The sequence below is a fragment of the Sulfuriferula sp. GW1 genome (genome assembly GCF_047300855.1).
Taxonomy (GTDB): Bacteria; Pseudomonadota; Gammaproteobacteria; order Burkholderiales; family Sulfuriferulaceae; genus Sulfuriferula.
The window spans coordinates 2,905,927-2,926,209 of record NZ_CP170197.1 but is presented as its reverse complement, the minus strand read 5'-3'; the positions used below and the strand labels follow the sequence as shown (position 1 = coordinate 2,926,209).

17 protein-coding genes and 1 riboswitch are annotated in these 20,283 nt (G+C 57.6%); of the genes, 4 read left to right on the top strand and 13 right to left on the bottom strand.

The genetic code is table 11. From position 1 onward, the window contains the following. Positions 1 to 147: 147 nt before the first annotated feature. Entirely contained in the window at positions 148 to 525 is a 378-nt protein-coding gene (locus ACFDAU_RS14405; RefSeq protein ID WP_413437592.1) for a glycosyltransferase family 2 protein, read from the top strand. A 294-nt stretch (positions 526 to 819) separates the two neighbouring features. Here the strand turns inward: ACFDAU_RS14405 and ACFDAU_RS14400 are convergent, their stop codons facing one another. From ACFDAU_RS14400 to ACFDAU_RS14355, 10 genes are all read right to left on the bottom strand, one after another. Next, positions 820 to 2,652, bottom strand: a complete 1,833-nt coding sequence (locus ACFDAU_RS14400; RefSeq protein WP_413437591.1) for a polysaccharide biosynthesis protein — start codon at positions 2,650 to 2,652, stop codon at positions 820 to 822. Beyond that, positions 2,630 to 3,661, bottom strand: a complete 1,032-nt coding sequence (locus tag ACFDAU_RS14395; RefSeq protein ID WP_413437590.1) for an MraY family glycosyltransferase — start codon at positions 3,659 to 3,661, stop codon at positions 2,630 to 2,632. The genes ACFDAU_RS14400 and ACFDAU_RS14395 overlap by 23 nt, the downstream gene beginning before the upstream one ends. A 101-nt stretch (positions 3,662 to 3,762) precedes the next feature. Further along, the gene (locus ACFDAU_RS14390; protein ID WP_413437589.1) at positions 3,763 to 4,743 is read right to left on the bottom strand and encodes a UDP-glucose 4-epimerase family protein; all 981 of its coding nucleotides are present in this window, start codon (positions 4,741 to 4,743) and stop codon (positions 3,763 to 3,765) included. Continuing rightward, positions 4,740 to 5,846, bottom strand: coding sequence for a glycosyltransferase family 4 protein (locus ACFDAU_RS14385; protein ID WP_413437588.1), 1,107 nt, complete (start codon positions 5,844 to 5,846; stop codon positions 4,740 to 4,742). The genes ACFDAU_RS14390 and ACFDAU_RS14385 overlap by 4 nt, the downstream gene beginning before the upstream one ends. Continuing rightward, positions 5,843 to 7,786, bottom strand: coding sequence for an asparagine synthase (glutamine-hydrolyzing) (gene asnB, locus ACFDAU_RS14380; protein ID WP_413437587.1), 1,944 nt, complete (start codon positions 7,784 to 7,786; stop codon positions 5,843 to 5,845). The genes ACFDAU_RS14385 and asnB overlap by 4 nt, the downstream gene beginning before the upstream one ends. Further along, on the bottom strand, positions 7,786 to 8,853 hold the full coding sequence (locus tag ACFDAU_RS14375; RefSeq protein ID WP_413437586.1) for a glycosyltransferase family 4 protein: 1,068 nt from the start codon (positions 8,851 to 8,853) through the stop codon (positions 7,786 to 7,788). Before ACFDAU_RS14375 ends, asnB begins: the two co-directional genes overlap by 1 nt. Continuing rightward, positions 8,850 to 9,794 carry a glycosyltransferase family 2 protein gene (locus ACFDAU_RS14370; RefSeq protein WP_413437585.1) on the bottom strand — a complete coding sequence of 315 codons (945 nt, stop codon included), beginning with the start codon at positions 9,792 to 9,794 and terminating at the stop codon, positions 8,850 to 8,852. The genes ACFDAU_RS14375 and ACFDAU_RS14370 overlap by 4 nt, the downstream gene beginning before the upstream one ends. A gap of 13 nt (positions 9,795 to 9,807) precedes the next feature. Continuing rightward, positions 9,808 to 10,482, bottom strand: a complete 675-nt coding sequence (locus tag ACFDAU_RS14365) for a class I SAM-dependent methyltransferase (protein ID WP_413437584.1) — start codon at positions 10,480 to 10,482, stop codon at positions 9,808 to 9,810. 150 nt (positions 10,483 to 10,632) lie between these two features. Next, a complete protein-coding gene (locus ACFDAU_RS14360; protein ID WP_413437583.1) occupies positions 10,633 to 12,156 on the bottom strand; it encodes a flippase in 1,524 nt (507 codons plus the stop codon). Between the two features lie 242 nt (positions 12,157 to 12,398). Continuing rightward, complete coding sequence (locus ACFDAU_RS14355; RefSeq protein ID WP_413437582.1) at positions 12,399 to 13,412, bottom strand: NAD-dependent epimerase; 1,014 nt, start codon at positions 13,410 to 13,412, stop codon at positions 12,399 to 12,401. Positions 13,413 to 13,482: 70 nt separating this feature from the next. Between ACFDAU_RS14355 and waaA the strand changes: the two genes are divergently transcribed. Continuing rightward, positions 13,483 to 14,748, top strand: a complete 1,266-nt coding sequence (gene waaA, locus ACFDAU_RS14350) for a lipid IV(A) 3-deoxy-D-manno-octulosonic acid transferase (RefSeq protein ID WP_413437581.1) — start codon at positions 13,483 to 13,485, stop codon at positions 14,746 to 14,748. A gap of 6 nt (positions 14,749 to 14,754) precedes the next feature. Here waaA and ACFDAU_RS14345 read toward each other — a convergent pair whose 3' ends face one another. Genes ACFDAU_RS14345 through ACFDAU_RS14335 form a run of 3 tightly spaced genes read right to left on the bottom strand, consistent with a single transcriptional unit; the run spans position 14,755 to position 17,076 of the window. Then, entirely contained in the window at positions 14,755 to 16,059 is a 1,305-nt protein-coding gene (locus ACFDAU_RS14345; protein ID WP_413437580.1) for a TolC family outer membrane protein, read from the bottom strand. A 32-nt stretch (positions 16,060 to 16,091) separates the two neighbouring features. Next, the gene (locus ACFDAU_RS14340; RefSeq protein ID WP_413437579.1) at positions 16,092 to 16,415 is read right to left on the bottom strand and encodes a rhodanese-like domain-containing protein; all 324 of its coding nucleotides are present in this window, start codon (positions 16,413 to 16,415) and stop codon (positions 16,092 to 16,094) included. A 7-nt stretch (positions 16,416 to 16,422) separates the two neighbouring features. Then, positions 16,423 to 17,076: a protein-L-isoaspartate O-methyltransferase family protein gene (locus ACFDAU_RS14335; protein WP_413437578.1), complete on the bottom strand. Its 654-nt coding sequence runs from the start codon at positions 17,074 to 17,076 to the stop codon at positions 16,423 to 16,425. Positions 17,077 to 17,136: 60 nt separating this feature from the next. Further along, positions 17,137 to 17,239, top strand: a riboswitch (TPP riboswitch). Between the two features lie 29 nt (positions 17,240 to 17,268). Here ACFDAU_RS14335 and thiC point away from each other — a divergent pair. Then, a complete protein-coding gene (thiC, locus tag ACFDAU_RS14330) occupies positions 17,269 to 19,185 on the top strand; it encodes a phosphomethylpyrimidine synthase ThiC (RefSeq protein ID WP_413437577.1) in 1,917 nt (638 codons plus the stop codon). A gap of 234 nt (positions 19,186 to 19,419) precedes the next feature. Then, complete coding sequence (locus tag ACFDAU_RS14325) at positions 19,420 to 20,241, top strand: undecaprenyl-diphosphate phosphatase (RefSeq protein WP_413437576.1); 822 nt, start codon at positions 19,420 to 19,422, stop codon at positions 20,239 to 20,241. The last annotated feature ends 42 nt before the right edge of the window (positions 20,242 to 20,283 follow it).

Sequence of the window (20,283 nt, the reverse complement as noted above, 5' to 3'; positions counted from 1 at the left end):
CAATTCTCGCGAGAGAGAAATACAAGATGTAAGTTCGGGGGTGCCGAGGAATACCGCCCCCGAAAACTGCGATAGCGCAACAGTTTATAAAAAGTTTGTAATTGTACCGCTCGGAGAGGCTGACGTGGCAAATCCTTTAAGGTAAACGTGAGTCAGTCGATACAGGTTTCGTGGCAAATCGATGTTTACGGAACGCAAAAAGTCCCGGCCCACCCGAAAACCGGGACATCGAGCCTTGCGCTGTTGCTATTACTCATTAGTCGGGCTACCGAAGATTTCGATCAACAGATTTCGGCGTTATCCAAGCCAGATATCAATGAAAAGTGTGTTCTATATTATGAAGACGTGGACATCGGGGCATTCTTGTGGAAAGCCCACCGCCGGGTTGTTGCCTGCCCACAGGTGACTGTCGTTCACAATGCACAACGTGCCAGCCGTCGCGATCTGCGCCACATGCGCTGGCATTTGCAGAGCATGACGCGCTATTTCCGTAAGCATTTATTCAGGTTGCCTGTCGCCAAATGAAGCGCCAGCGTGGCGCTTTATGCTGGTTGGGACTGATGCGCCCTCAAGCCGGATTCGATTGTTTTTGTCAGCGTAATTTGACGGGATAGCCTGTAATACCCGCTTTGCTCGGGCCGGCATGGTGTACCTGCGGAGAAAGTTTTGGGATTACCATCAAGCACAGCGAGGCGTTGTCGAAGAAAGCTTGTGATGCACTTGGCTTCGAACAGGAGTGAGCCGGCGATTTTTCAGCCATGTTCAGCGGTACCCTTATTTTTAATCAGGCCCGTACATCTTTTTTCCATCCGCTTAATTTTATTTCGGCGTGTACTCCGGCACCCATTCGCGCAGTTTCTGTTTCACTTCCGCTTCCGCCATCACGCCATCCTGCATCAGCCAGTTTAGCGCCGCCGCTAGCCATTCGGCATCCACATCGCGCGCCTGAGCGATGCGCAGTTTGGGGTGCGGGGTGGGCAGGGTGTGTTCGTCGTCGGCGAGCAGTTCCTCGAACAGTTTTTCGCCGGGGCGCAGGCCCGAATAGACGATTTTGATTTCCTGCTCGGTATAGCCGGAGAGGCGGATCATGTCGCGCGCGAGGTCGGCGATTTTGACCGGCTCGCCCATGTCGAGCACGAAAATTTCACCGCCTGTGCCCATCAATCCGGCCTGCAGTACCAGTTGGCAGGCTTCCGGGATGGACATGAAGTAGCGCGTGATGTCGGGATGGGTAACGGTAATCGGCCCACCCTTGGCAATCTGTTCCTGGAATTTCGGGATCACGCTGCCCGAGCTGCCCAGCACGTTGCCGAAACGCACCGCAATAAAGCGCGTGCCGGCGGCCTGCTGCAGGCTCTGGCATACCATTTCCGCGCTGCGTTTGCTGGTGCCCATCACGTTGGTCGGGTTGACCGCCTTGTCGGTGGAAATCAGCACGAATTTGGCGACGCCGTGCGCCTGCGCGGCGCTGGCCAGGGTATAAGTGCCGAGCACATTGTTTTGCAACGCCTGCCAGGCATTTTGCTGTTCCATCAGCGGCACATGCTTGTAGGCGGCGGCGTGGAACACCACCGTGGGGCGATGGCGCAGCATCAGGTCGTCGAGCGCGGCACGGTTTTTAACGTCGCCGATGATGCACAGGATGGGCAGGCTGGCGAAACGACTGCTGAATTCCTGCTCGATTTGATACAGGGCGAACTCGCTCAGCTCGAACAGGATCAGCAGCCGGGGCTGATAACGCGCAATCTGCCGTGCGAGTTCTGAGCCGATCGAACCGCCCGCGCCGCTGACCATGACGACTTGGTCCCACAGCAGGCCATGCAATCCGGCGTCGTCGAGTTGCACCGGATCGCGCCCGAGTAAGTCGTCCAGTTCGATCTTGCGCAGGTTTGAGACGGTTACTTTGCCGCTTACTAGGTCTTCGAATGCGGGTACGGTGAGCGCCGTGACGCCGGCTTCGTTACACAGCTGGGCAGCGCGGCGGCGCACCGAATGCGGCGCAGAAGGCATTGCGATGACTGCGTGTTTTACACCCATCCTGCGGGCGTGGACGGACAGGCTGTCCAGCGTGCCCAGTATTGCTACCCCATGGATATCGCGCCCCAGCTTGGTGGCGCTGTTATCCAGCAAACCGACTACGCGCCATTCCTTGCTTTGCAATAGTTCGCGTACCAGCGACGCTGCAGCACTGCCAGCACCTATTACCAGTAGGGGTTCACGCTCTGTCTGCAGCAGACTGGAAAAGCGATGTTCTTTCCAGGCTCGGTACAGAAGGCGGCTGCCACCCATGAACAACACCAGCAGCAGCGGGTCGAGCAGCAACACCGAGCGCGGTACCACGGCATGGATGCGGAACATCATCAGGCCGAGCGGCACCAGCAGCGCGGCGACACCCACTGCCATCAAGATGCGGCGCAGGTCTGTCAGACTGGCAAAGCGCCAGATGCCGCGGTATAGGCCAAAGAACCAGAATGCGAGTGCCTGCAGCGGTACTACCCAGACCAGTGTAGCGAGTGCGCTGGTCCAGAATTCCGGCGGAATATCAAGGTTGAAGCGCAGCCAGTAGGCAATCAGCCATGCGGCCGCAGCGGCGCTGAGGTCATGCAGGAGGGCAAGAGCGATCCGTGAATTAAAGCGGGGAAGGGATGTCATTGAGATTACCTGAGAATTTATACCAACGCTTGTCCACAAGCCGCATCAGCGCAATGAGTACGGCGCCCCACAGCGCCGCGATGCCCATTGCCATGGGCGCGGGGACAATTAACCCGAGCAGCGCGATACTGCTGCCGCCACTCATGACAGCATATTCAGCCAGAGCGGTTTTGCGGTGACTCCAGCCCATGCGGATCAGGCGTTGGTAATAATGTTCCTTGTGTGCGTGCCATACCTTTTCGCCGCGCAAGCCGCGGCGCACCAGGGTAACGCTGGCATCCAGCACAAAAGGCGCGAAGACCAGCAAGGGAAACCATCCTGACCAGCTCCCGCGCACCATGCCCAATAGTCCCAGTCCGGCGGCCAGAAACCCCAGCGGAATGGATCCTGCGTCACCCATGAATACCCTGGCGGGCGGGAAGTTGAACAATAGAAAGCCCAGAGCGGCCAGCGCAATCACACCCCCAGCCAGAGCCAGGTCGGGGTGGCCTTGTAGCAACGCAGCCAGCGCGTAAGTCCCGAAACCGAACAGAGCCATGCCGCCTGCCAGACCGTCCGAGCCATCCATGAAGTTATACAGATTCGTCATCCAGACGATGAAAAGTACCGCCAGAGGCCACAGCCAAGTGCTCCAATTCGCACCTAAAGCGGTTACCAGCCACGTTGCGGCAGCGGCATGAGCGAGAAAGCGCAAGCTGGTTGGCAGGTTGTGGCGGTCATCGGCAAAAGACAATAGCGCAAGCAGCCCGGCGCCAACGGATAAGGGAAAGGGGAGGTGGACGCCGGCCGCAAACCAGCTGGTTGCGATGCCGACGATCATGCCCAGTCCACCGGTACGCGGTACGGGTGTGGTATGCAGAGAGCGCACATTGGGATGGTCCAGCGCCAGGCGCGCGGCGCGACCTCTCGAAAATAGCCACACGGCGAGCGCGCTCACCGGCAATGCCAATAGCGCAAAGTAGAGGTTGGATAAATTAGGCAATGCGGTGTCCGGTATCTTTGCGAGCACTGTTTCCGTTTAAAAGCATGTGGGGCAGGACATGATCCACTGCGTGTAATTTTCCAGAGGGATTTGATTCTAACCTAGCCATGTGGGCGACGTAAGTTGGACTATCTGGTCTTGTCCAGCCAGGCACGCGTCATCTGTGCGAGTCCCCCATCCAGCGTTCTCGGGGGCACCCAGCTCAGCTCGCGCCGAATCCGGCTGTCGTCCACAGTCAACGAGCCGGTCAGGCGCTGCACGTCGGCGCGGCGTCCTATCAACCCTCCCAGGCTTTCCAATAAGGGCGTCGGCAGTGCAAACAGTCGTGCCGGCCTACCCAGGTGGCGCCCCAGCCGGCGCACCAGTTCGGGCGTCGAAACATCCTCTCCATCGCGCACCAGATAAGTTCGTCCCGCTGCTGCGGGGTGGGTGAGGCAGGCTTGCAGCGTGCTGGTGAAATTGTCTATGCCGATCAGGCTGCGCGCGTTGCGGATCCCCGCCAGTGGTAATGGCACCCCGCGCTCGATCCAACCCAGCAGGCGTGCCAGATTGCCCTTGACGCCGGGGCCGTACACCAGCGGCGGCCGCACGATCACCACTTCCAGGCCAGTCTCCTGCGCCACCCGGGCAAGCATGGTCTCGGCTTCCCATTTGGTCTGGCCGTAGGGGTCTTGCGGCGCAGGCGTATCGTCCTCGTGAAAGCGCACTCTCTCCCCGCTCGGGAGAGGGGAGGCGGGCGCAGTCTCCTCGCCATTTACCTTGATGCTGCTGATGAAAACCAGCCGCTTTACCCCTGCGGCTGCGGCCTGACGTGCAAGCCGCTCGGTCCCCGCCACATTGGCGGATCGGAATGCAGCCAGCGGATCCTCAGCCGTTTCGCGCATCACGTGCACGCGTGCGGCGCAATGGATAATGCCTTGCACGCCCGCGAGGGCGGCACGCCACTCCGTGTCGGCATTCAGGTCACCGACCAGGCGGTAGTCCACACCCGCTACTGGCTGGGCGGGCGTCTGGCGTACCGTGCCGACGACCTCCAGGCCATGAGTTACGAGCCAGGTGCAGGTGGCGCGGCCGACGAAACCGGAAGCGCCGGTAATCAACACTTTCATTGCGCCAACTCCCGATAAACTGCCAGCGTTTCCGTGATGACTTGCTCGCGGGAGAATTGTGCAAGAACGATCTGGCGCGAACGCAGGCCCATTTCGGCGCGCAGCACGGGATTATCGATCAAACCCTGGAGTGCGATGGCAAGCGCTTGCGCATCGCGCACGGGCACCAGAAAACCGTTGTCGCCATCGCGCACGATTTCGCGGCAGCCAGGGGCGTCAGTGGTCACAATAGGCAGCCCGCATGCCGCCGCCTCCAGCAGCGATTTTGGCAAGCCCTCGCGATAGGATGGCAGGCAGGCTATATGTGCCGAGTGGAAAACGGCCGGCATGTTGTCGCGCCGCCCCCACCATTCCACGCCATTTTTTTCATGCCATGCGTGCAAGCTTGCTTCCGGCACTGAAGCCGGATTGCCGGGATCGGGGTCGCCTACCAGGATGAAGCGTGCGTGTACGCCTGCTTGTGTCAACAGGCGCGCAGCTTCGACGAATTCTCCCACGCCTTTGTCCCACAGCATGCGGGCAGCCAGCATGATGCAGACTGTGCCGGTGGGTTCCGGGACGGGGTAAAAAGCGGCAGTATCGACCCCGGCACCGCGAATCAGGCGCAAGCGGTGTTCCGGCAGATGCGAGCGGATGAGTAAGTCCCGGTCGTCCGGATTTTGCACGATGGTCAGGCTGCCGCGTGCTTTGAGCAGCCATGCCAGGGCCAAGCGCACCGCCGGCCGGATTATGCGGGTGATTCCTTTGGCCGAGGTGAACAGCCAGCCCAGACCGGTAACTGCATTGACCCGGCCCGGCACGCCTGCCACCCGGGCCGCAAGCGCACCGTACAAAACCGCCTTCAACGCCACATGATGGACAATGTCCGGTCGCTCGCGGCGGTACAGACGCACGAGCGTCACAATCTCCTGAAATGGATTGCCGCGGCGGCGCGAAAGCCCGAGAGGGATCAGGCGAATGCCTGCTGCCCGGATGGTCTCGCCATGTTCTCCCACGCGGGTCGCCACGACTACATCGAAACCGGCTTCCCGTGCCGCCACGGCGAGCGGCAGCCGATGCGAGACGAAATACCAGTCTTCCGTGACGACGAACAGCAGCTTCAAGTGTTGTTCTCCCGCCATGTCTGGAACATCAGTACATCCCACAGATAGTAGGACCAGTTGCGGCTGCCGGACTGATGCTCGGCCCATTTGCGCTGAATCGGCACAGGGTCGAACACGCCCTCGCGTGTCAGCCGCGCGGGTTCGATGAGCGCCGCCGCCCAGGCTTTGAGCGGGCCACGCAGCCAGACGTCGATGGGCACGCCGAAGCCCATTTTTGGGCGATCCATCAGCAACTGCGGCACATGACGGTAGAGCACCTGACGCAACAGCCACTTGCCTTGGCCGCGGCGTATTTTCATGTTCAGCGGCAAAGTCCAGGCGAATTCCACCACCCGGTGATCGAGCAGCGGCACACGGGTTTCCAGGCTGACTGCCATGGCTGCCCGGTCCACCTTGGTAAGGATGTCATCCGGCAGGTAAGTAACTGTATCCAGATACATCATGCGATGCTCGAAATCGGGCAGATCGGCTTGCTGGGCGGGGTCGGTGAGCAGCGTCGAGGGTTCATGGCTGCCCGGCACCAGTTGCGCCGGATTTTTCCAGTGCGACACCAGCCCCAGGTAAATCTCCTCGGGCGAGCGCACCGCCAGATTCTCTGCTGCCTTGTGCAGCTTGTCGCCCGGGTTGGCATAACGCAGCCGAGCCGGCAGCCACCGCTCCAGTTTTTGGAAGGAGGTATTCCACGCCGCGGGCGGCAGCGTGGTCAGCACGCCGGCCAGCGCCGCGCGCAGCGGGCGCGGCATCCAGCCCAGCTTGCGCCACAAATCGCGGGCCCAGAAATAACGGTTGTAGCCGCCGAACAGTTCATCGCCGCCGTCGCCGGACAGGCTGACCGTCACATGGCTACGCGCCAGGCGCGAAACCAGAAAGGTAGGAATCTGCGACGAATCGGCGAAGGGTTCATCGTAAATCGACGGCAGGCTCGGGATCACGTCCATCGCGTCCTGCGGGGTGACATACAACTCGGTGTGCTCGGTTCCCAGGTGGCGCGCCACCGCGTGGGCGTGTTCGGCCTCGTTGTGGCCCGTCTCGTTAAAGCCGATGGTGAAGGTTTTTACCGGGCGGGCACTCCGTGCCTGCATCAGCGCAACGATGGTGGTGGAATCAATGCCGCCGGACAGGAATGCGCCCAGCGGCACATCTGCCACCATTTGCCCGCCCACCACCTGACCGAGCAGGCGTTCCAGTTCCGTCACCGCTTCCGCATCGCTGCCGCGAAACAGATTGCGCTGCCCTGCCTCAGCTATGGACCGCGCCGACCAGTAGGCCAGAGGGCGTGCATCCTTCTGGCCGGCGTGAATCTGCAAGAATGTGCCGGGGGGCAGTTTGTGTATCCCCTGATAAATCGAGTAGGGCGCTGGTATCGCGTTGTGGCGCAGAAACAGCGTCAGCGCATCGCGGTCGATTTCGGCGCGAAACGCCGGATGCGCCCTGAGCGCCTTGAGTTCCGAACCGAACAGGAAGGTATCCCCCTGCCAGCCGTAATACAGCGGTTTTTCGCCCAGCCGGTCGCGGGCCATCGACAGCGTGCGCGTTTCCCGATCCCACAGCGCAAACGCGAACATGCCGACGAATTTTTTCAGCGCCGCCTCCAGCCCCCATGCGGAAATCGCCGCCAGCATCACCTCGGTGTCGGAATGCCCGCGCCACGCGGGCGCCGCGCCCGTCTTTTCCAACTCCTCGCGCAGCGCCGCGAAGTTGTACACCTCGCCGTTGAACGCAATCACGTAGCGCCCGCAGTGTGACGACATGGGCTGCGCGCCGGCTGGCGTCAGATCCAATATCGCCAGGCGGCGATGCCCTAGACCCACGCCATTGTTGGCGTCGAGCCAGCACCCATCGGCATCCGGTCCGCGCTGGCGTATTGCATCGGTCATGGTGGTCAGAGTCGTGCAATCAGGCGGTACACCCAGTTGCCAGAAACCGGCAATGCCGCACATTAGTCTTGCCCTGCCGCTGTATGCAACATAGCTGCAAGGCGCGGCGCATTCACCTGAACGGTATAGTCGCGTTCAATTTTGGTGCGCCCAGCCGTGCCCATTTTTTGTCTCAATTCGGCGTCACTCATCAGCGTAGTCAATGCCTGCACCCAATCACGGGTTGTTTCGGCCAAGTAGCCGTTGATGCCGGATTCTACAATCTGGATGTTGATGCCGACCGGTGAGGCGATGACAGGTTTGCCGCAAGCCATGTACTGAATCAGCTTGTAACCACATTTTCCGCGTTCCCATGGGTTGTTCTCCAAAGGCATGATGCCAACATCAAAGCCGCTGATCTCCCCTACTTCGGTATTTTCCGACCAGGGATGGAGAATATGCGGAACATCCTGCCAGCGCGGTTCACTCGCGCCTACCAGCACTACCCTGGCTTGACCGTGTGCGCACACTTCGGCCAGGGCTTCATGTATCAGATGCAGATACCGGGTCGTGGGTGGTGAACCGATCCAGCCGATGGTGAACGTCTCGTTACGCGCCGGTGCGGGTAAGGGGTAGCGTGCTAGATCAATCGAAGTGGGCAGTATTTCCACTCGCTGTGCGCCCGCCTTGATTGCATGATTGCGCAGGTATTCGTTGCCCACCACCACGGTCGCGGCATGGCGCATCACGGCATTAATCTTGTGGCCGAGTATCTGGCGTACCAGTAGGTTTGGGTGCCGATCATAGCGATGAAAAATGGCATCATCGTAGTCCACCAGACAAGGCGTGCCTTTCGATAGCACCAACGATTCCAGCCAGCCTGGCAGCCAAGGAAAAATCTCGTATTCGATCCACAATAGGTCAAATTTTTTACCCCGCAGCAGTGCGCCAATACGGCGCAAATAGGCAGCCAGGAGAGAGAGAGGGCGCGGCCTCTTTCCCGCGTACAAGTCGCGTAGATAATCATCTGGCAACAGCGGCGCGAGCGTGACTTCAATGCCCTGCTCACGCAGAAAAGGGAGAAATTGATAAGAACGGATACGGCTGCTGGCGCCCAGATTCCCGTAACGGCTGAGGAGCAGTACGTTCATCCTTTCAACGCGACTGTCATGATTCCCGGAAGTGCGCGATACAGCATCCGGTAGCCGCTGATGGTCTCACTGGCGCTTTTGAATGCACCTTGGAGAAGGTTGAATGTCAGCCGTGTAAACGGTTCGAAGCATAGCGTGCCCACCAGCAAGAGCGTGGCCTGGCGAGGGGTGAAATGTTTGTAGCCATAAAGGATGCGGCTGCGTAATGAATAAAACAGGCGTTTGGCCTTAATCTGTTCCGACGCCCCGCCGCCTTGATGGTATGCCCGTACATCTGCCAGATAGGAGCTTGTCCATCCCGATTTTCTTGCACGGAGAGAAAAATCGAGGTCTTCCAGATAAACAAAAAAACGCTCGTCGAATCCGTCTAACTGTTCGAATAGACGTCGACGCAGCAAAAAAAACGCTCCAATTACATGGTCGACTTCTCGGCTTTCCGTATGCTCCCATTCCTCCATAAAATGGCTTTGGAAAAATTCGGGAAACAGCCTATCCAGTCCAAATATCTTGGAATAAAACATGCGCATGGTTGGGAACCGTGTACAGCTACGACTTACTTCCCCGCGTTCATCAATTAGCTGTATTCCGCAAATGCCGACAGACTGGTTTTGTCCAGACTCCATGTAAGCCAGCGGCACCGAGAGCGAATCGGCAAACAGGCGGGTGTCCGGGTTGAGAAACAACAGGTAGTCAGCACGGCTGCCTTGCGCCCCCTGATTGCACGCCGCCGCAAAGCCCTTGTTCTCGGTATTGCAAATGATTTTGAGAGGCAGGGTGGGAGATGCCAGTCCGTCGAGCGATCCATCGGTGGAGTCATTGTCCACGATCACAACTTGGCCAAATTTGAACCCCACCTGTCCCGTCTCCCCGATGGAGCGCACACAATCCCGTAACAACGATCCGGCGTTCCAGTTGACGATGATAATATCGACCACGCTCATGTGTTTGGGATATTCAATCGTATTGTGAGCTGGATGACCGCTTTTCAACGGCAATCAAATACTGAGCCGCAAAAAAACCCCGAAATATGCCTAGAGTGAGTTTATTTAACATACTGGAGATGGATTTGCTTTGTAACCCCAATTCTTTAACGCAGACCATTATCAAGCCACCACAGGTCACCAGATGTATTGCGCTTTTTTTGGTGAAAAATCTCAAGTGTGTTTTATCTAAAATGCCACGTTCGCTATACGTCCATTCACCTTGAAATAGCAATGGAACCAACACGCTGATGTGTCGAATGTTTGGAATGCTCGCTACCAGTCTTCCGCCAGGTTTTAACAGTCGGCTGAGTCTTTCGATAAGCGCCCACGGATCGTTAAGATGTTCCAGCACATCCAGGCATAGGATCAGATCGAAACGTTCTGTCCAGGATGCAAAATCGACAGTTTCAATATTTCCTTGAATAACCCTGTCGACCACCTTTTCAGCGCTCTTTGCCTGTTGTGCAACGAGTTCGATTCCGGTGGTGAATTTGCAGCGTCCAGAGGTTTTCAACCATGCAAGCGTTGCGCCTGTTCCACAGCCTATTTCCAGGATCGATTCGCTAAAAGAAGGTAATGCTGACTCAATATCAGTGCGTGTATTTGAGAAATAGCCGTTTGCCTTGCTATGATAATCATTATCCATGAGATTAATTGCAATAGGGTAATTCGTAAATATTAAGCCATTTTGGCTGCGGTTTTCCCGGAGTGATTTGCTGCGAACAGAGTCGGAGCCGCGCCCGATAGAGTGCTGGACATCGAGTATCAGCGTCCAATTGATGTGGTTATGTCATTGTTACTTAAATGAACCCATCTTGCCATGCAGCGTGGCGTTGATTATCAGGCGTTCCTGGTGGGAAAGGAATAAGAACCAGGTAGCTGCGGTAAAGGTAAGCAGGGCGATCACCAGAAAGCCTATCTTGATGCCGAGGCCCGTCAACATTCCGCCGACAGCGAAGACAAACAGCGCGGCGATTACTGCCAGCATATCCAGCTTCAATGCCCCTCTCTTCCCCACCCCCGGCATTAAGTGTGTGGCCAACCAAAATAACGCAATGGCGTCGATGGCTGCTCGTGCAGCCCAGGCGATGGCAGCGCCGACTATGCCCCAAGTATGGAGCAGCCACCATATTGTCAACAAATAAAACGGCAATTCGATTAGGTGAAGCTTGGCCGTGATATCGGGCCTTCCGGCGCTTTGGATGAATGCAAATGGAATATTCGCCAAACTGTTGAGGAACACGCCGACTGCCAGCCATTGAAGAACTTTGGTGCCGTGCGTGGCGAACTCACTGTTTAGCCACAAGCCGAGTCCCTCATGGGCGAAGGTGATGGTGGCAAGTATCAAGGGGAATAAAACCAGAAAAGTGTATTTGACACCACGCTGGAACAGGTCTGCCGCATGTCTCTGGTTTGAGACTAAGCTCGCCGAAAAAGCGGGGAACAACACGGCTACCAACGCTCCGGGAATCAGCAAAAATTTTGTCACGACCTCGTAAGGTGTTACGTAATATGCAACGGCAGCCATCGATACCATGCTGCCGATCAAAAAACGATCGAGATAAACCATGAGGGGCCCAACGATGTTGGTTACCGTCATCCATCCGCCTAAATGCAGTAATGGACGAATGTCCTGGCGGCGTATGGAAACATTGGTGCGTAACGTTGGCATGACCTTAATGCACAGCAGCAAATGGGCGAGCCATGCCACCATCCGAGAAACTACCAATACCGAAGTAATTGCCACGAGGCTATGCGAAAAAGGTAATATCAACAGAGGACCGAGAAAGGTGAGTACCCCCATTGGAATGCGCAACGCATTTACGATGTCGAACCGCTGTTGGGCTTCGAGGATTCCGCGCAGGCCTGCGGTATTGATGACAACTGGGATGGAAAGGGCCAATAGATAAAAGGATCGTAGTGTTTCTTCCTGCAATGCAGGAGAAATCTTGAGCGCGCTTTGAGTTAGCCAGGGCGAGATCAAAATAACTATCAGCGCACCTATTAAACCGAGTACCAGCATAAGCGACAAGGCGGCCCACACCAGCGGCGGTATTGCGTGCTCTTGCCCTGCGCCGAGTTTCTCGGCTACGAGTTTGGTCAATGCGCGTCCTAGACCCAGATCGAACAAACTAAAGTAACCGATTACCATCCACGCTAAAGTCAGTATCCCGAAACGTTCTGCCCCCAATGATGCGACCAAAACGGGTATTGAAAATAATGCGGCAAGCAGTGGCGTACCCATCCCGGTCAGATTCCAGAGGGTATTGCGGGCAAGCAAATGTCCACTTGTGTGATTCGTGGAGGCTGGTGCGGTCATGTCAGCGATTGACGGAAAAAGCAGTGGCGGCAAAGCCTTGTCGGCACAATGATTTTTGTTTTACCAGTGAAGATTGGTTTTGAGGGTATCATTTTCTGGGCTTAGACGCGTAAACAGAGGTCGCTTTCTTGCGCCATACGCTAGGGTGTCTAATCTGTAGAGGTGTGGTCTTCTGGATTGCAGGCGCATTCAAATGTCTGCGGCCTATCTAGCAGAGTTAGACGGGTTGATCGGTGCAGCCATCACCCGGTTTGATGATAATAACCGCGATACCACGCCACAAATTTCTCTATCCCTTCGGCGAGGGGTGTGCTCGGCTCAAACCCCACGTCCCGTTTGAGGTCGGCCACATCAGCGTAGGTCGCCACCACGTCGCCGGCCTGCATGGGCAGGAAGTTTTTCACGGCCTGCCGGCCCGCAGCGCGTTCGATGGTTTCAATGAAGGTCATCAGTTCCACCGGCTCGTGGTTACCGATGTTGTAGACGCGGTAGGGAGCGTAACTGGTGCCGGGGTCGGGGGCGTTGGTGTCGAAGCGGGGATCAGGGGTGGCGACGCGGTCGAGGATGCGTACCACGCCTTCGACGATGTCGTCGATATAGGTGAAGTCGCGCTGCATTTTGCCCTGGTTGAAGACGTCGATCGGCTCACCGCGCAGGATGGCGCCGGCGAACAGAGAGGGTGACATGTCCGGACGGCCCCACGGGCCGTACACAGTGAAAAAGCGCAGGCCGGTGGTGGGCAGGTTATACAGGTGGCTGTAGCTGTGCGCCATCATCTCGCTGGCTTTTTTGGTGGCCGCGTACAGGCTGACCGGATGATCGACGTTGTCGTGTACGGAAAACGGCATGTGCGTATTGGCGCCATATACGCTGGAACTGCTAGCGTAGACCAGGTGTTCGACCTGGTTGTGGCGGCAGCCTTCGAGAACGTTGGTCAGGCCGACAATATTGGACTGGATATAGGCGTGCGGATTTTTCAGCGAATAGCGCACGCCGGGCTGGGCGGCGAGATTGATGACGCGCTGGAATTTTTCCGTGGCGAACAGGGTTTCCATGGTTGCCCGGTCGGCAATGTCTAGCTGGATGAAGCGGAAGTTGTCATGGGGGGTAAGCTGCGCCAGTCGCGCGCGCTTGAGGTTGACATCGTAGTAATCGTTGAGGTTATCCACACCGACGACTACATCGCCGCGCGCCAGAAGTTGCAGGGCGGTGTGCATTCCGATGAAGCCAGCCGCGCCGGTGAGCAGGATTTTCATGTTGCCTCCAGAATTATTGAGCAGATTCTAGCATGCTCGCTTGTGCTTCATGCGCTGTTAGAATGCCGGCATGAAACTGCTTTTGTCCTGGCTCATCTACGCCTTGCTGCTGGTCCTTGCACTTCCTTACACGATGCTGCACCTGCTCTGGCGCGCGCGTCGCCAGCCTGCATACCTGCAGCACTGGGGCGAGCGCTTCGGGTTTTATCCGAAACGCGCCACGCAACCGGTGATCTGGCTGCACGCGGTGTCGGTGGGCGAGACGCGTGCCGCGGTGCCGCTGGTGCAGGCGTTGCTGTCGCGCTACCCGGGGCACCGGATTTTGCTGACGCATACCACGCCCACCGGGCGCGCGACCAGCGAGTCGCTGTTTGGCGAGCGCGTGCTGCGAGTATATCTACCCTACGATTACAGTTTTGCAGTGCGGCGCTTCGTTCGGCATTTCCAGCCGGCGATAGGCATGCTGATGGAAACCGAAATCTGGCCGAACCTGATTGCTGCCTGCCACGCCAGCGGCACGCCTGTGCTGCTGGTGAACGCACGCCTGTCAGCGCGCTCGGCACGACGCTATGGCTGGCTCGGCGTGCTGGTGCGCAACAGCATGGGCAAGCTGGCTGCTGTGGTAGCGCAAACCCGCGCCGATGCGGATCGCCTGAGCCAGCTGGGTGCTTTACATGTTGAAGTGGCGGGCAACCTGAAATTTGATTGCGAGCCGCCGCATGCGCAAATCCAGGCCGGAGTGCGGCTGCGCGCGCAACTGGGCAGCGCCCGGCCGGTATTCGTGGCGGCCAGTACGCGCGAAGGCGAGGAGGCGCTGGTGCTGGATGCGCTGGAACGGGTTGCACAGCCCGATCTGCTTACGGTGATTGTGCCGCGTCATCCGCAACGTTTTGACGAAGTGGTCGCGCTGCTGGAACGGCGCGGCATTGTTTATCAGCGGCGCAGCGCAGGTCGGCCCGTGGCGGCGCAGACCGCGGTATTGCTGGGCGACAGCATGGGCGAATTGTTTGCCTATTATCGCGCCGCCGATGTGGCGTTTGTGGGGGGGAGTTTGCTGCCATTCGGCGGACAGAACCTGATTGAAGCGGCGGCCGTAGGTTGCCCGGTGTTGATTGGCCCGCATACCTGGAACTTTGCCGAGGTGGCGCGCCAGGCTGTCGCCAGTGGTGCGGCAAAGCGGGTGGAGGATGCAGCCGGATTGGCGCGAGAACTCAAGGGTTTGCTGGACGACTCCTCGCGCCGTCGCCAGATGTCGGAAGCTGCGCTGGCGTTTAGCCGCGCCCATCGAGGCACGGTGCAGCGCCTGATGCAGATTATTGATCAATTTATGGATTGAACTGGATTAGTTGTTGCTCACCAGCCATTTGTCCACTTCGCCAAGGTCCATTTCGCTCAATGTTCCGGCCGCGGCTTTCAGGCGCAGGCTGGATAGGATGTAGTTATAACGCGCAGCGGCCAGATCACGTTTCGCGGAATACAGTTGTTGCTGAGCATTGAGTACATCCACCGTGGTGCGCACGCCGACTTCGAAGCCGAGCCGGGTGGAGTCGAGTGAAGTCTGGCTGGATATCAGCGCCTGTTCCAGTGCCTTGACCTGGGCTTCGCCACTGGTTACGCCAAGGTAGGCCTGGCTGGTATTGAGGTCGACCTGGCGCCGCGCGTCTTCGAGGTCTGCGCGCGCCTTGTCCTGGTTGGCCACTGCTTCGCGCACGCGCGAACCGACCAGGCCGCCCTGATACAGCGGCAGGTTGAACTCCACCCCGATTACCGCATTTTTGGTGTTGACCTGGAATCCACCAAAATTCTGGTTGCGGTTGTCCGCGTAACTGGCGACTGCATCCAGGGTCGGATAGTGGCCGGCGCGGTTCCGCTCGACCTCGCGCCGGGCGATCTCGTAGCCGGCGAGTTGTGCCTTGAGTACCGGGCTGCCCAGCTCGGCGCGGGCGATCCACACGTCCATGTTGGCGGGATTAGGCGGGGCGAGCTGCAGTTTATCCCCAAGCGCGTCGAGTTTGGGTGGCATAGTGCCGATGATGCGTTGCAGTGCACGCTGCTTGATTTGCAGGTCATTGAGGGCGGCGATTTCCTGGGCATTGGCGAGATCAGAACGCGCCTGCGCTTCGTTGCTGTCGGTAATGGTGGCGGTGCCGACCTCGAAATTGCGCTTGGCTTGTGCCAGTTGCTCGCCGATGGCGGCCTTCTGTGCGCGCACGAAGTTGATGTTGTCCTGACTTTGCAATACATCAAAATACGCCTGCGCAGTGCGCAGGATCAGATCCTGCGCACTGCTGGCGAGCTGTGCCTCGGCTGCGCTGACTTGTTGCTTGGCCTGTTCGTACTGTTCCCAGTTCTGCTTGCGGTAGATCGGCTGGGTGACGGTGACAGCGGCGCTCCTGAAGGTGTAATTCATGTTGCCGAACAGCGATGAGTGGGTGTCGTTGTTAAGCGCATTGGCGTTGAGGCTGGCCTGAGGCAGCAAGCCGGCGCGGCCCTGCGGCAGTTTTTCCACGCCGGCGCGATAAGCCGCACGGGCGGAAGCAAAGGCAGCATCGCTGTTTTGTGCCTGATGATAAATATCTGAGAGGTTGGCTGAGAACGCCAGGTGGCTAAATCCGATACCAATGAGTGCAAGAGACAATTGTTTCATAAAGGCATCTCGCAAATAGGTATTGATGGGTTTCAGTACGTACGCATGCCGGTGTCCACCACCTGGGCCCAGCTGTCCACGCCACCCTGCAGATTGTAGACTTGTTCAAACCCGGCATGTTCGAGGTAACGCGCCACTTGCATGCTGCGTACGCCATGATGACAGATCACCACAATGTGCGCGTTTTTGTCGAGCGTGTCCAGTTTGCCGGGTACGCTCTGCATCGGTACCAATCGGCTATTGGCGATGTGGCAATACTCATATTCCCAAGGCTCGCGCACATCCAGCAAAAACGGACTGACGCGGCTCGCGTCCTGTATCCATTGCTGGAGTTCATGCGCATCGATTTGCTGCATGCGGGGATTAAAACACGAAGCGTTCGGGTTGCTGGGCGTTGATGAGCGGCTGAATGTTGGTTTCAAACAGTGTCACGGTGTTGTAGGCGCCTTCGGCCATGCACGTGACGAGTTGGGCCTGCATCGCGGGCGCATCACCGACAATGGCGAACATTCGTCCGCCGGGTTTCAGGTCATGCAGGAAAACTTCCGGCAATATCGGTATGGAGCCGGTGAGCACAATCACGTCATACGGACCATGCCGCGACCAGCCGCGCGCGGCATCGCCAACTTCCAGCGAGGCATTCGCAAATCCATGCGCCTTGAGTTTGACTTCGGCGCGTGTCTTGAAGTCTGGCACGATATCCACGCTGTGAACATGGTGCCCCTGATGTGCCAGTAACGCGGTGAGGTAGCCGCTACCGGTGCCGACTTCGAGAATCTTGTCGGTTTTTTTGATGGACAATTCCTGCACGATGCGTGCTTCGAGCTTGGGCTGCATCATCAGCTGGTTGTGGCCGAGCGGAATTTCCATATCCACAAACGCCAGGGTGCGATATGTCTGCGGGACAAATTCCTCACGCTTGACCTTGGACAACAGGTTGAGGATGTCCTGATCCAGCACATCCCAGGTACGGATCTGTTGCTCGATCATGTTGAAGCGGGCTTGTTCGATATTCATTGTTAAACACCTGGACGCATATTAATCCCTTGCGATTATTCCATAATTCCTTTAATTTAACACCTCTGCTAGGGGTCTGCGCGGCAGTTGGTCAGCGCAGTGAGACACACCCTTTGAACCTGATACGGGTCATGCCGTCGTAGGGAAGCATCTGGCCGTGCTCCTTACGCTATTCTGCTTAAGGATTTTTCCATGAATGCCAATCCCCAGTTTATTGCCGCCACCGCGCATGTTGACGAAGCAGCTGTCCAGCCCTTGCCCAATTCGCGCAAGGTGTATGTTGAAGGCAGCCGTCCCGATATCCGCGTGCCGATGCGTGAAATCAGCCAGGCCGATACGACCGCCTCGTTTGGCGCCGAACCCAATCCGCCCATTTATGTATACGACTGCTCCGGCCCCTATACTGATCCTGCAGCACAGATTGATATCCGCGTTGGACTGGAATCGGTGCGCGCCGGCTGGATAGAGGAGCGTAATGACACCGATGCGCTGACCGGCCTGAGTTCCGAGTATGGACTCGAGCGCTTGAATGATTCCGCACTGACCGCCATGCGTTTTCCGGGTCTCGCACGCCAGCCGCGTCGTGCCAAGGCGGGCAAGAATGTCACGCAGATGCACTACGCGCGCCAGGGGATCATCACGCCGGAGATGGAGTATGTGGCCATTCGCGAAAATCTGCGTCGCAAGGAATACATCGAAGCGCTCAAGGCCGCCGGCCCCACCGGCTTGAAAATGGCGGAGTTGCTGGGCCGCCAGCATCGCGGTCAGAATTACGGTGCAGCGCTGCCGGAGGAAATCACGCCCGAATTCGTGCGCGATGAAGTGGCGCGCGGTCGCGCCATCATTCCCGCCAACATCAATCATCCGGAGACCGAACCGATGATCATCGGGCGCAATTTCCTGGTGAAAATCAACGCCAACATCGGCAACTCGGCGCTCGGTTCCAGCATTCAGGAAGAAGTCGAGAAAATGACCTGGGCGATCCGCTGGGGCGGTGACACGGTAATGGATTTGTCCACCGGAAAGAACATCCATGAGACGCGCGAATGGATTATCCGCAACTCGCCGGTGCCGATCGGCACCGTGCCGATTTACCAGGCGCTGGAAAAAGTCGACGGCAAAGCCGAAAACCTGACCTGGGAAATGTTCCGCGATACCCTGATCGAGCAGGCCGAGCAGGGTGTGGATTACTTCACCATTCACGCCGGCGTGCGTCTGGCGCACGTGCCGCTCACCGCCAAACGCATGACCGGCATCGTGTCGCGCGGCGGATCGATCATGGCCAAGTGGTGTCTGGCGCACCACAAGGAGAGCTTCCTTTACACGCATTTCGAAGACATTTGCGAAATCATGAAGGCCTATGACGTGAGCTTCAGCCTTGGCGACGGCCTGCGCCCCGGCTCGATTTACGATGCCAACGATGAAGCGCAGCTGGCCGAACTGAAAACCCTGGGCGAGTTGACCCAGATTGCCTGGAAACACGATTGCCAGGTGATGATCGAAGGCCCCGGCCACGTGCCGATGCAACTCATCAAGGAGAACATGGATCTGCAACTGGAATGGTGCGACGAAGCGCCATTCTATACGCTGGGGCCGCTCACGACCGACATCGCTCCCGGCTACGATCACATCACCTCGGCGATTGGCGCAGCGCAGATCGGCTGGTATGGCACCGCCATGCTGTGCTATGTCACGCCGAAAGAGCACCTCGGCCTGCCCGACAAGAACGATGTCAAGGACGGTATCATGGCGTACAAGATTGCAGCGCATGCTGCCGATCTCGCCAAAGGCCATCCGGGCGCGCAAATACGTGACAATGCCTTATCCAAGGCGCGTTTCGAGTTCCGCTGGGAAGATCAGTTCAATCTCGGCCTCGACCCGGACAAGGCGCGTGAATTTCACGACGAAACGCTGCCCAAGGATTCCGCCAAGGTTGCACATTTCTGTTCCATGTGCGGCCCGCATTTCTGTTCCATGAAAATCACTCAGGACGTGCGCGATTATGCCGCCCAGCAGGGATTGTCCGATCAGGATGCCTTGCAAAAGGGCATGGAAGTGAAAGCTGTTGAGTTTGTAAAACAGGGTGCGGAAATCTACCGTAAGGCATAATTCATCATGGAACACGTTCCGCGTCGTTTCATAACTTGAAACGGCGTGCACCAGTAGGGGCCCAGCATATTAGCCGCTACGTTTTTTCTTCACAAAAGTTCTTTATCATGAATGAGTCTGCGCGATCATCTCGCAAATTCAGGAAACATCCGGCTTGATTGCCGTGCTGCGCTTAAGTACGGTTGGCACCTAAACTGATTCACGCCCTGAACGGGCTTTTTTTTGCGGGGAACGATGGACTATCTGATATATCTCAAGGCCTTTATCATGGGCTTGGTGGAAGGTGTGACGGAGTTTTTGCCGGTGTCGTCTACCGGCCATCTGATCATTGCGGGTGACTTGCTGAATTTCAACGATAACGTAGGGAAGGTGTTTGAAATCGTTATCCAGCTTGGCGCGATTCTGGCTGTGGTGTGGGAGTTCCGGGAACGCATCGGCAAGGTGGTGAGGGGGCTCGGACACGACCCGGTGTCCCAGCGCTTTGCCGCAAACATAATGATTGCCTTTTTGCCGGCGGCAGTTTTCGGGCTGCTGTTCATCAAAGCGATCAAGGCGCATTTGTTTACCCCGTTCTGGGTCGGTGTTTTTTTTATCCTGGGAGGCTTCGTGATTTTTGCGGTGGAACGCTACGCGCGCAACCCACGCGTTCTTCATGTTGATGACATGACCTGGAAAGACGCCCTCAAGGTAGGTTTTGCCCAGGCGTTTTCCATCATCCCGGGCACGTCGCGCTCAGGTGCCACGATCATGGGCGGGATGATCTTCGGGTTATCGCGGCAGGCAGCTACGGAATTTTCCTTTTTCCTCGCCATTCCCACCATGTTCGCGGCCACCTTCTACGAACTGGTGAAACATTGGCATGAACTTCATGCCCACGATTTTGTAGTGTTCGGGATTGGCTTCGCCACGGCCTTTGTCAGTGCGTTTTTTGCTGTACGCGCGTTGCTGCACTATATTTCCAACCACAGCTTCGCAATATTTGCCTGGTATCGCATTGTGTTTGGCGTACTTTTGCTGATCTATTTCCGCGATACCTTATTTGCCAGTGCGGGTTGATCTGTACAGGGCACGCTGGATGAACTCGCGTAGCGAGAGGTA

Bases quoted from the DNA above. Each gene is read 5' to 3' on its own strand.
- ACFDAU_RS14400 (WP_413437591.1), bottom strand. From the start codon at position 2,652: ATGACATCCCTTCCCCGCTTTAATTCACGGATCGCTCTTGCCCTCCTG.
- ACFDAU_RS14325 (WP_413437576.1), top strand. From the start codon at position 19,420: ATGGACTATCTGATATATCTCAAGGCCTTTATCATGGGCTTGGTGGAA.
- ACFDAU_RS14355 (WP_413437582.1), bottom strand. From the start codon at position 13,412: ATGAAAATCCTGCTCACCGGCGCGGCTGGCTTCATCGGAATGCACACC.
- waaA (WP_413437581.1), top strand. From the start codon at position 13,483: ATGAAACTGCTTTTGTCCTGGCTCATCTACGCCTTGCTGCTGGTCCTT.
- ACFDAU_RS14390 (WP_413437589.1), bottom strand. From the start codon at position 4,743: ATGAAAGTGTTGATTACCGGCGCTTCCGGTTTCGTCGGCCGCGCCACC.
- ACFDAU_RS14345 (WP_413437580.1), bottom strand. From the start codon at position 16,059: ATGAAACAATTGTCTCTTGCACTCATTGGTATCGGATTTAGCCACCTG.
- ACFDAU_RS14360 (WP_413437583.1), bottom strand. From the start codon at position 12,156: ATGACCGCACCAGCCTCCACGAATCACACAAGTGGACATTTGCTTGCC.
- ACFDAU_RS14335 (WP_413437578.1), bottom strand. From the start codon at position 17,076: ATGAATATCGAACAAGCCCGCTTCAACATGATCGAGCAACAGATCCGT.
- ACFDAU_RS14365 (WP_413437584.1), bottom strand. From the start codon at position 10,482: ATGGATAATGATTATCATAGCAAGGCAAACGGCTATTTCTCAAATACA.
- asnB (WP_413437587.1), bottom strand. From the start codon at position 7,786: ATGTGCGGCATTGCCGGTTTCTGGCAACTGGGTGTACCGCCTGATTGC.
- ACFDAU_RS14340 (WP_413437579.1), bottom strand. From the start codon at position 16,415: ATGCAGCAAATCGATGCGCATGAACTCCAGCAATGGATACAGGACGCG.
- ACFDAU_RS14375 (WP_413437586.1), bottom strand. From the start codon at position 8,853: ATGAACGTACTGCTCCTCAGCCGTTACGGGAATCTGGGCGCCAGCAGC.
- thiC (WP_413437577.1), top strand. From the start codon at position 17,269: ATGAATGCCAATCCCCAGTTTATTGCCGCCACCGCGCATGTTGACGAA.
- ACFDAU_RS14370 (WP_413437585.1), bottom strand. From the start codon at position 9,794: ATGAGCGTGGTCGATATTATCATCGTCAACTGGAACGCCGGATCGTTG.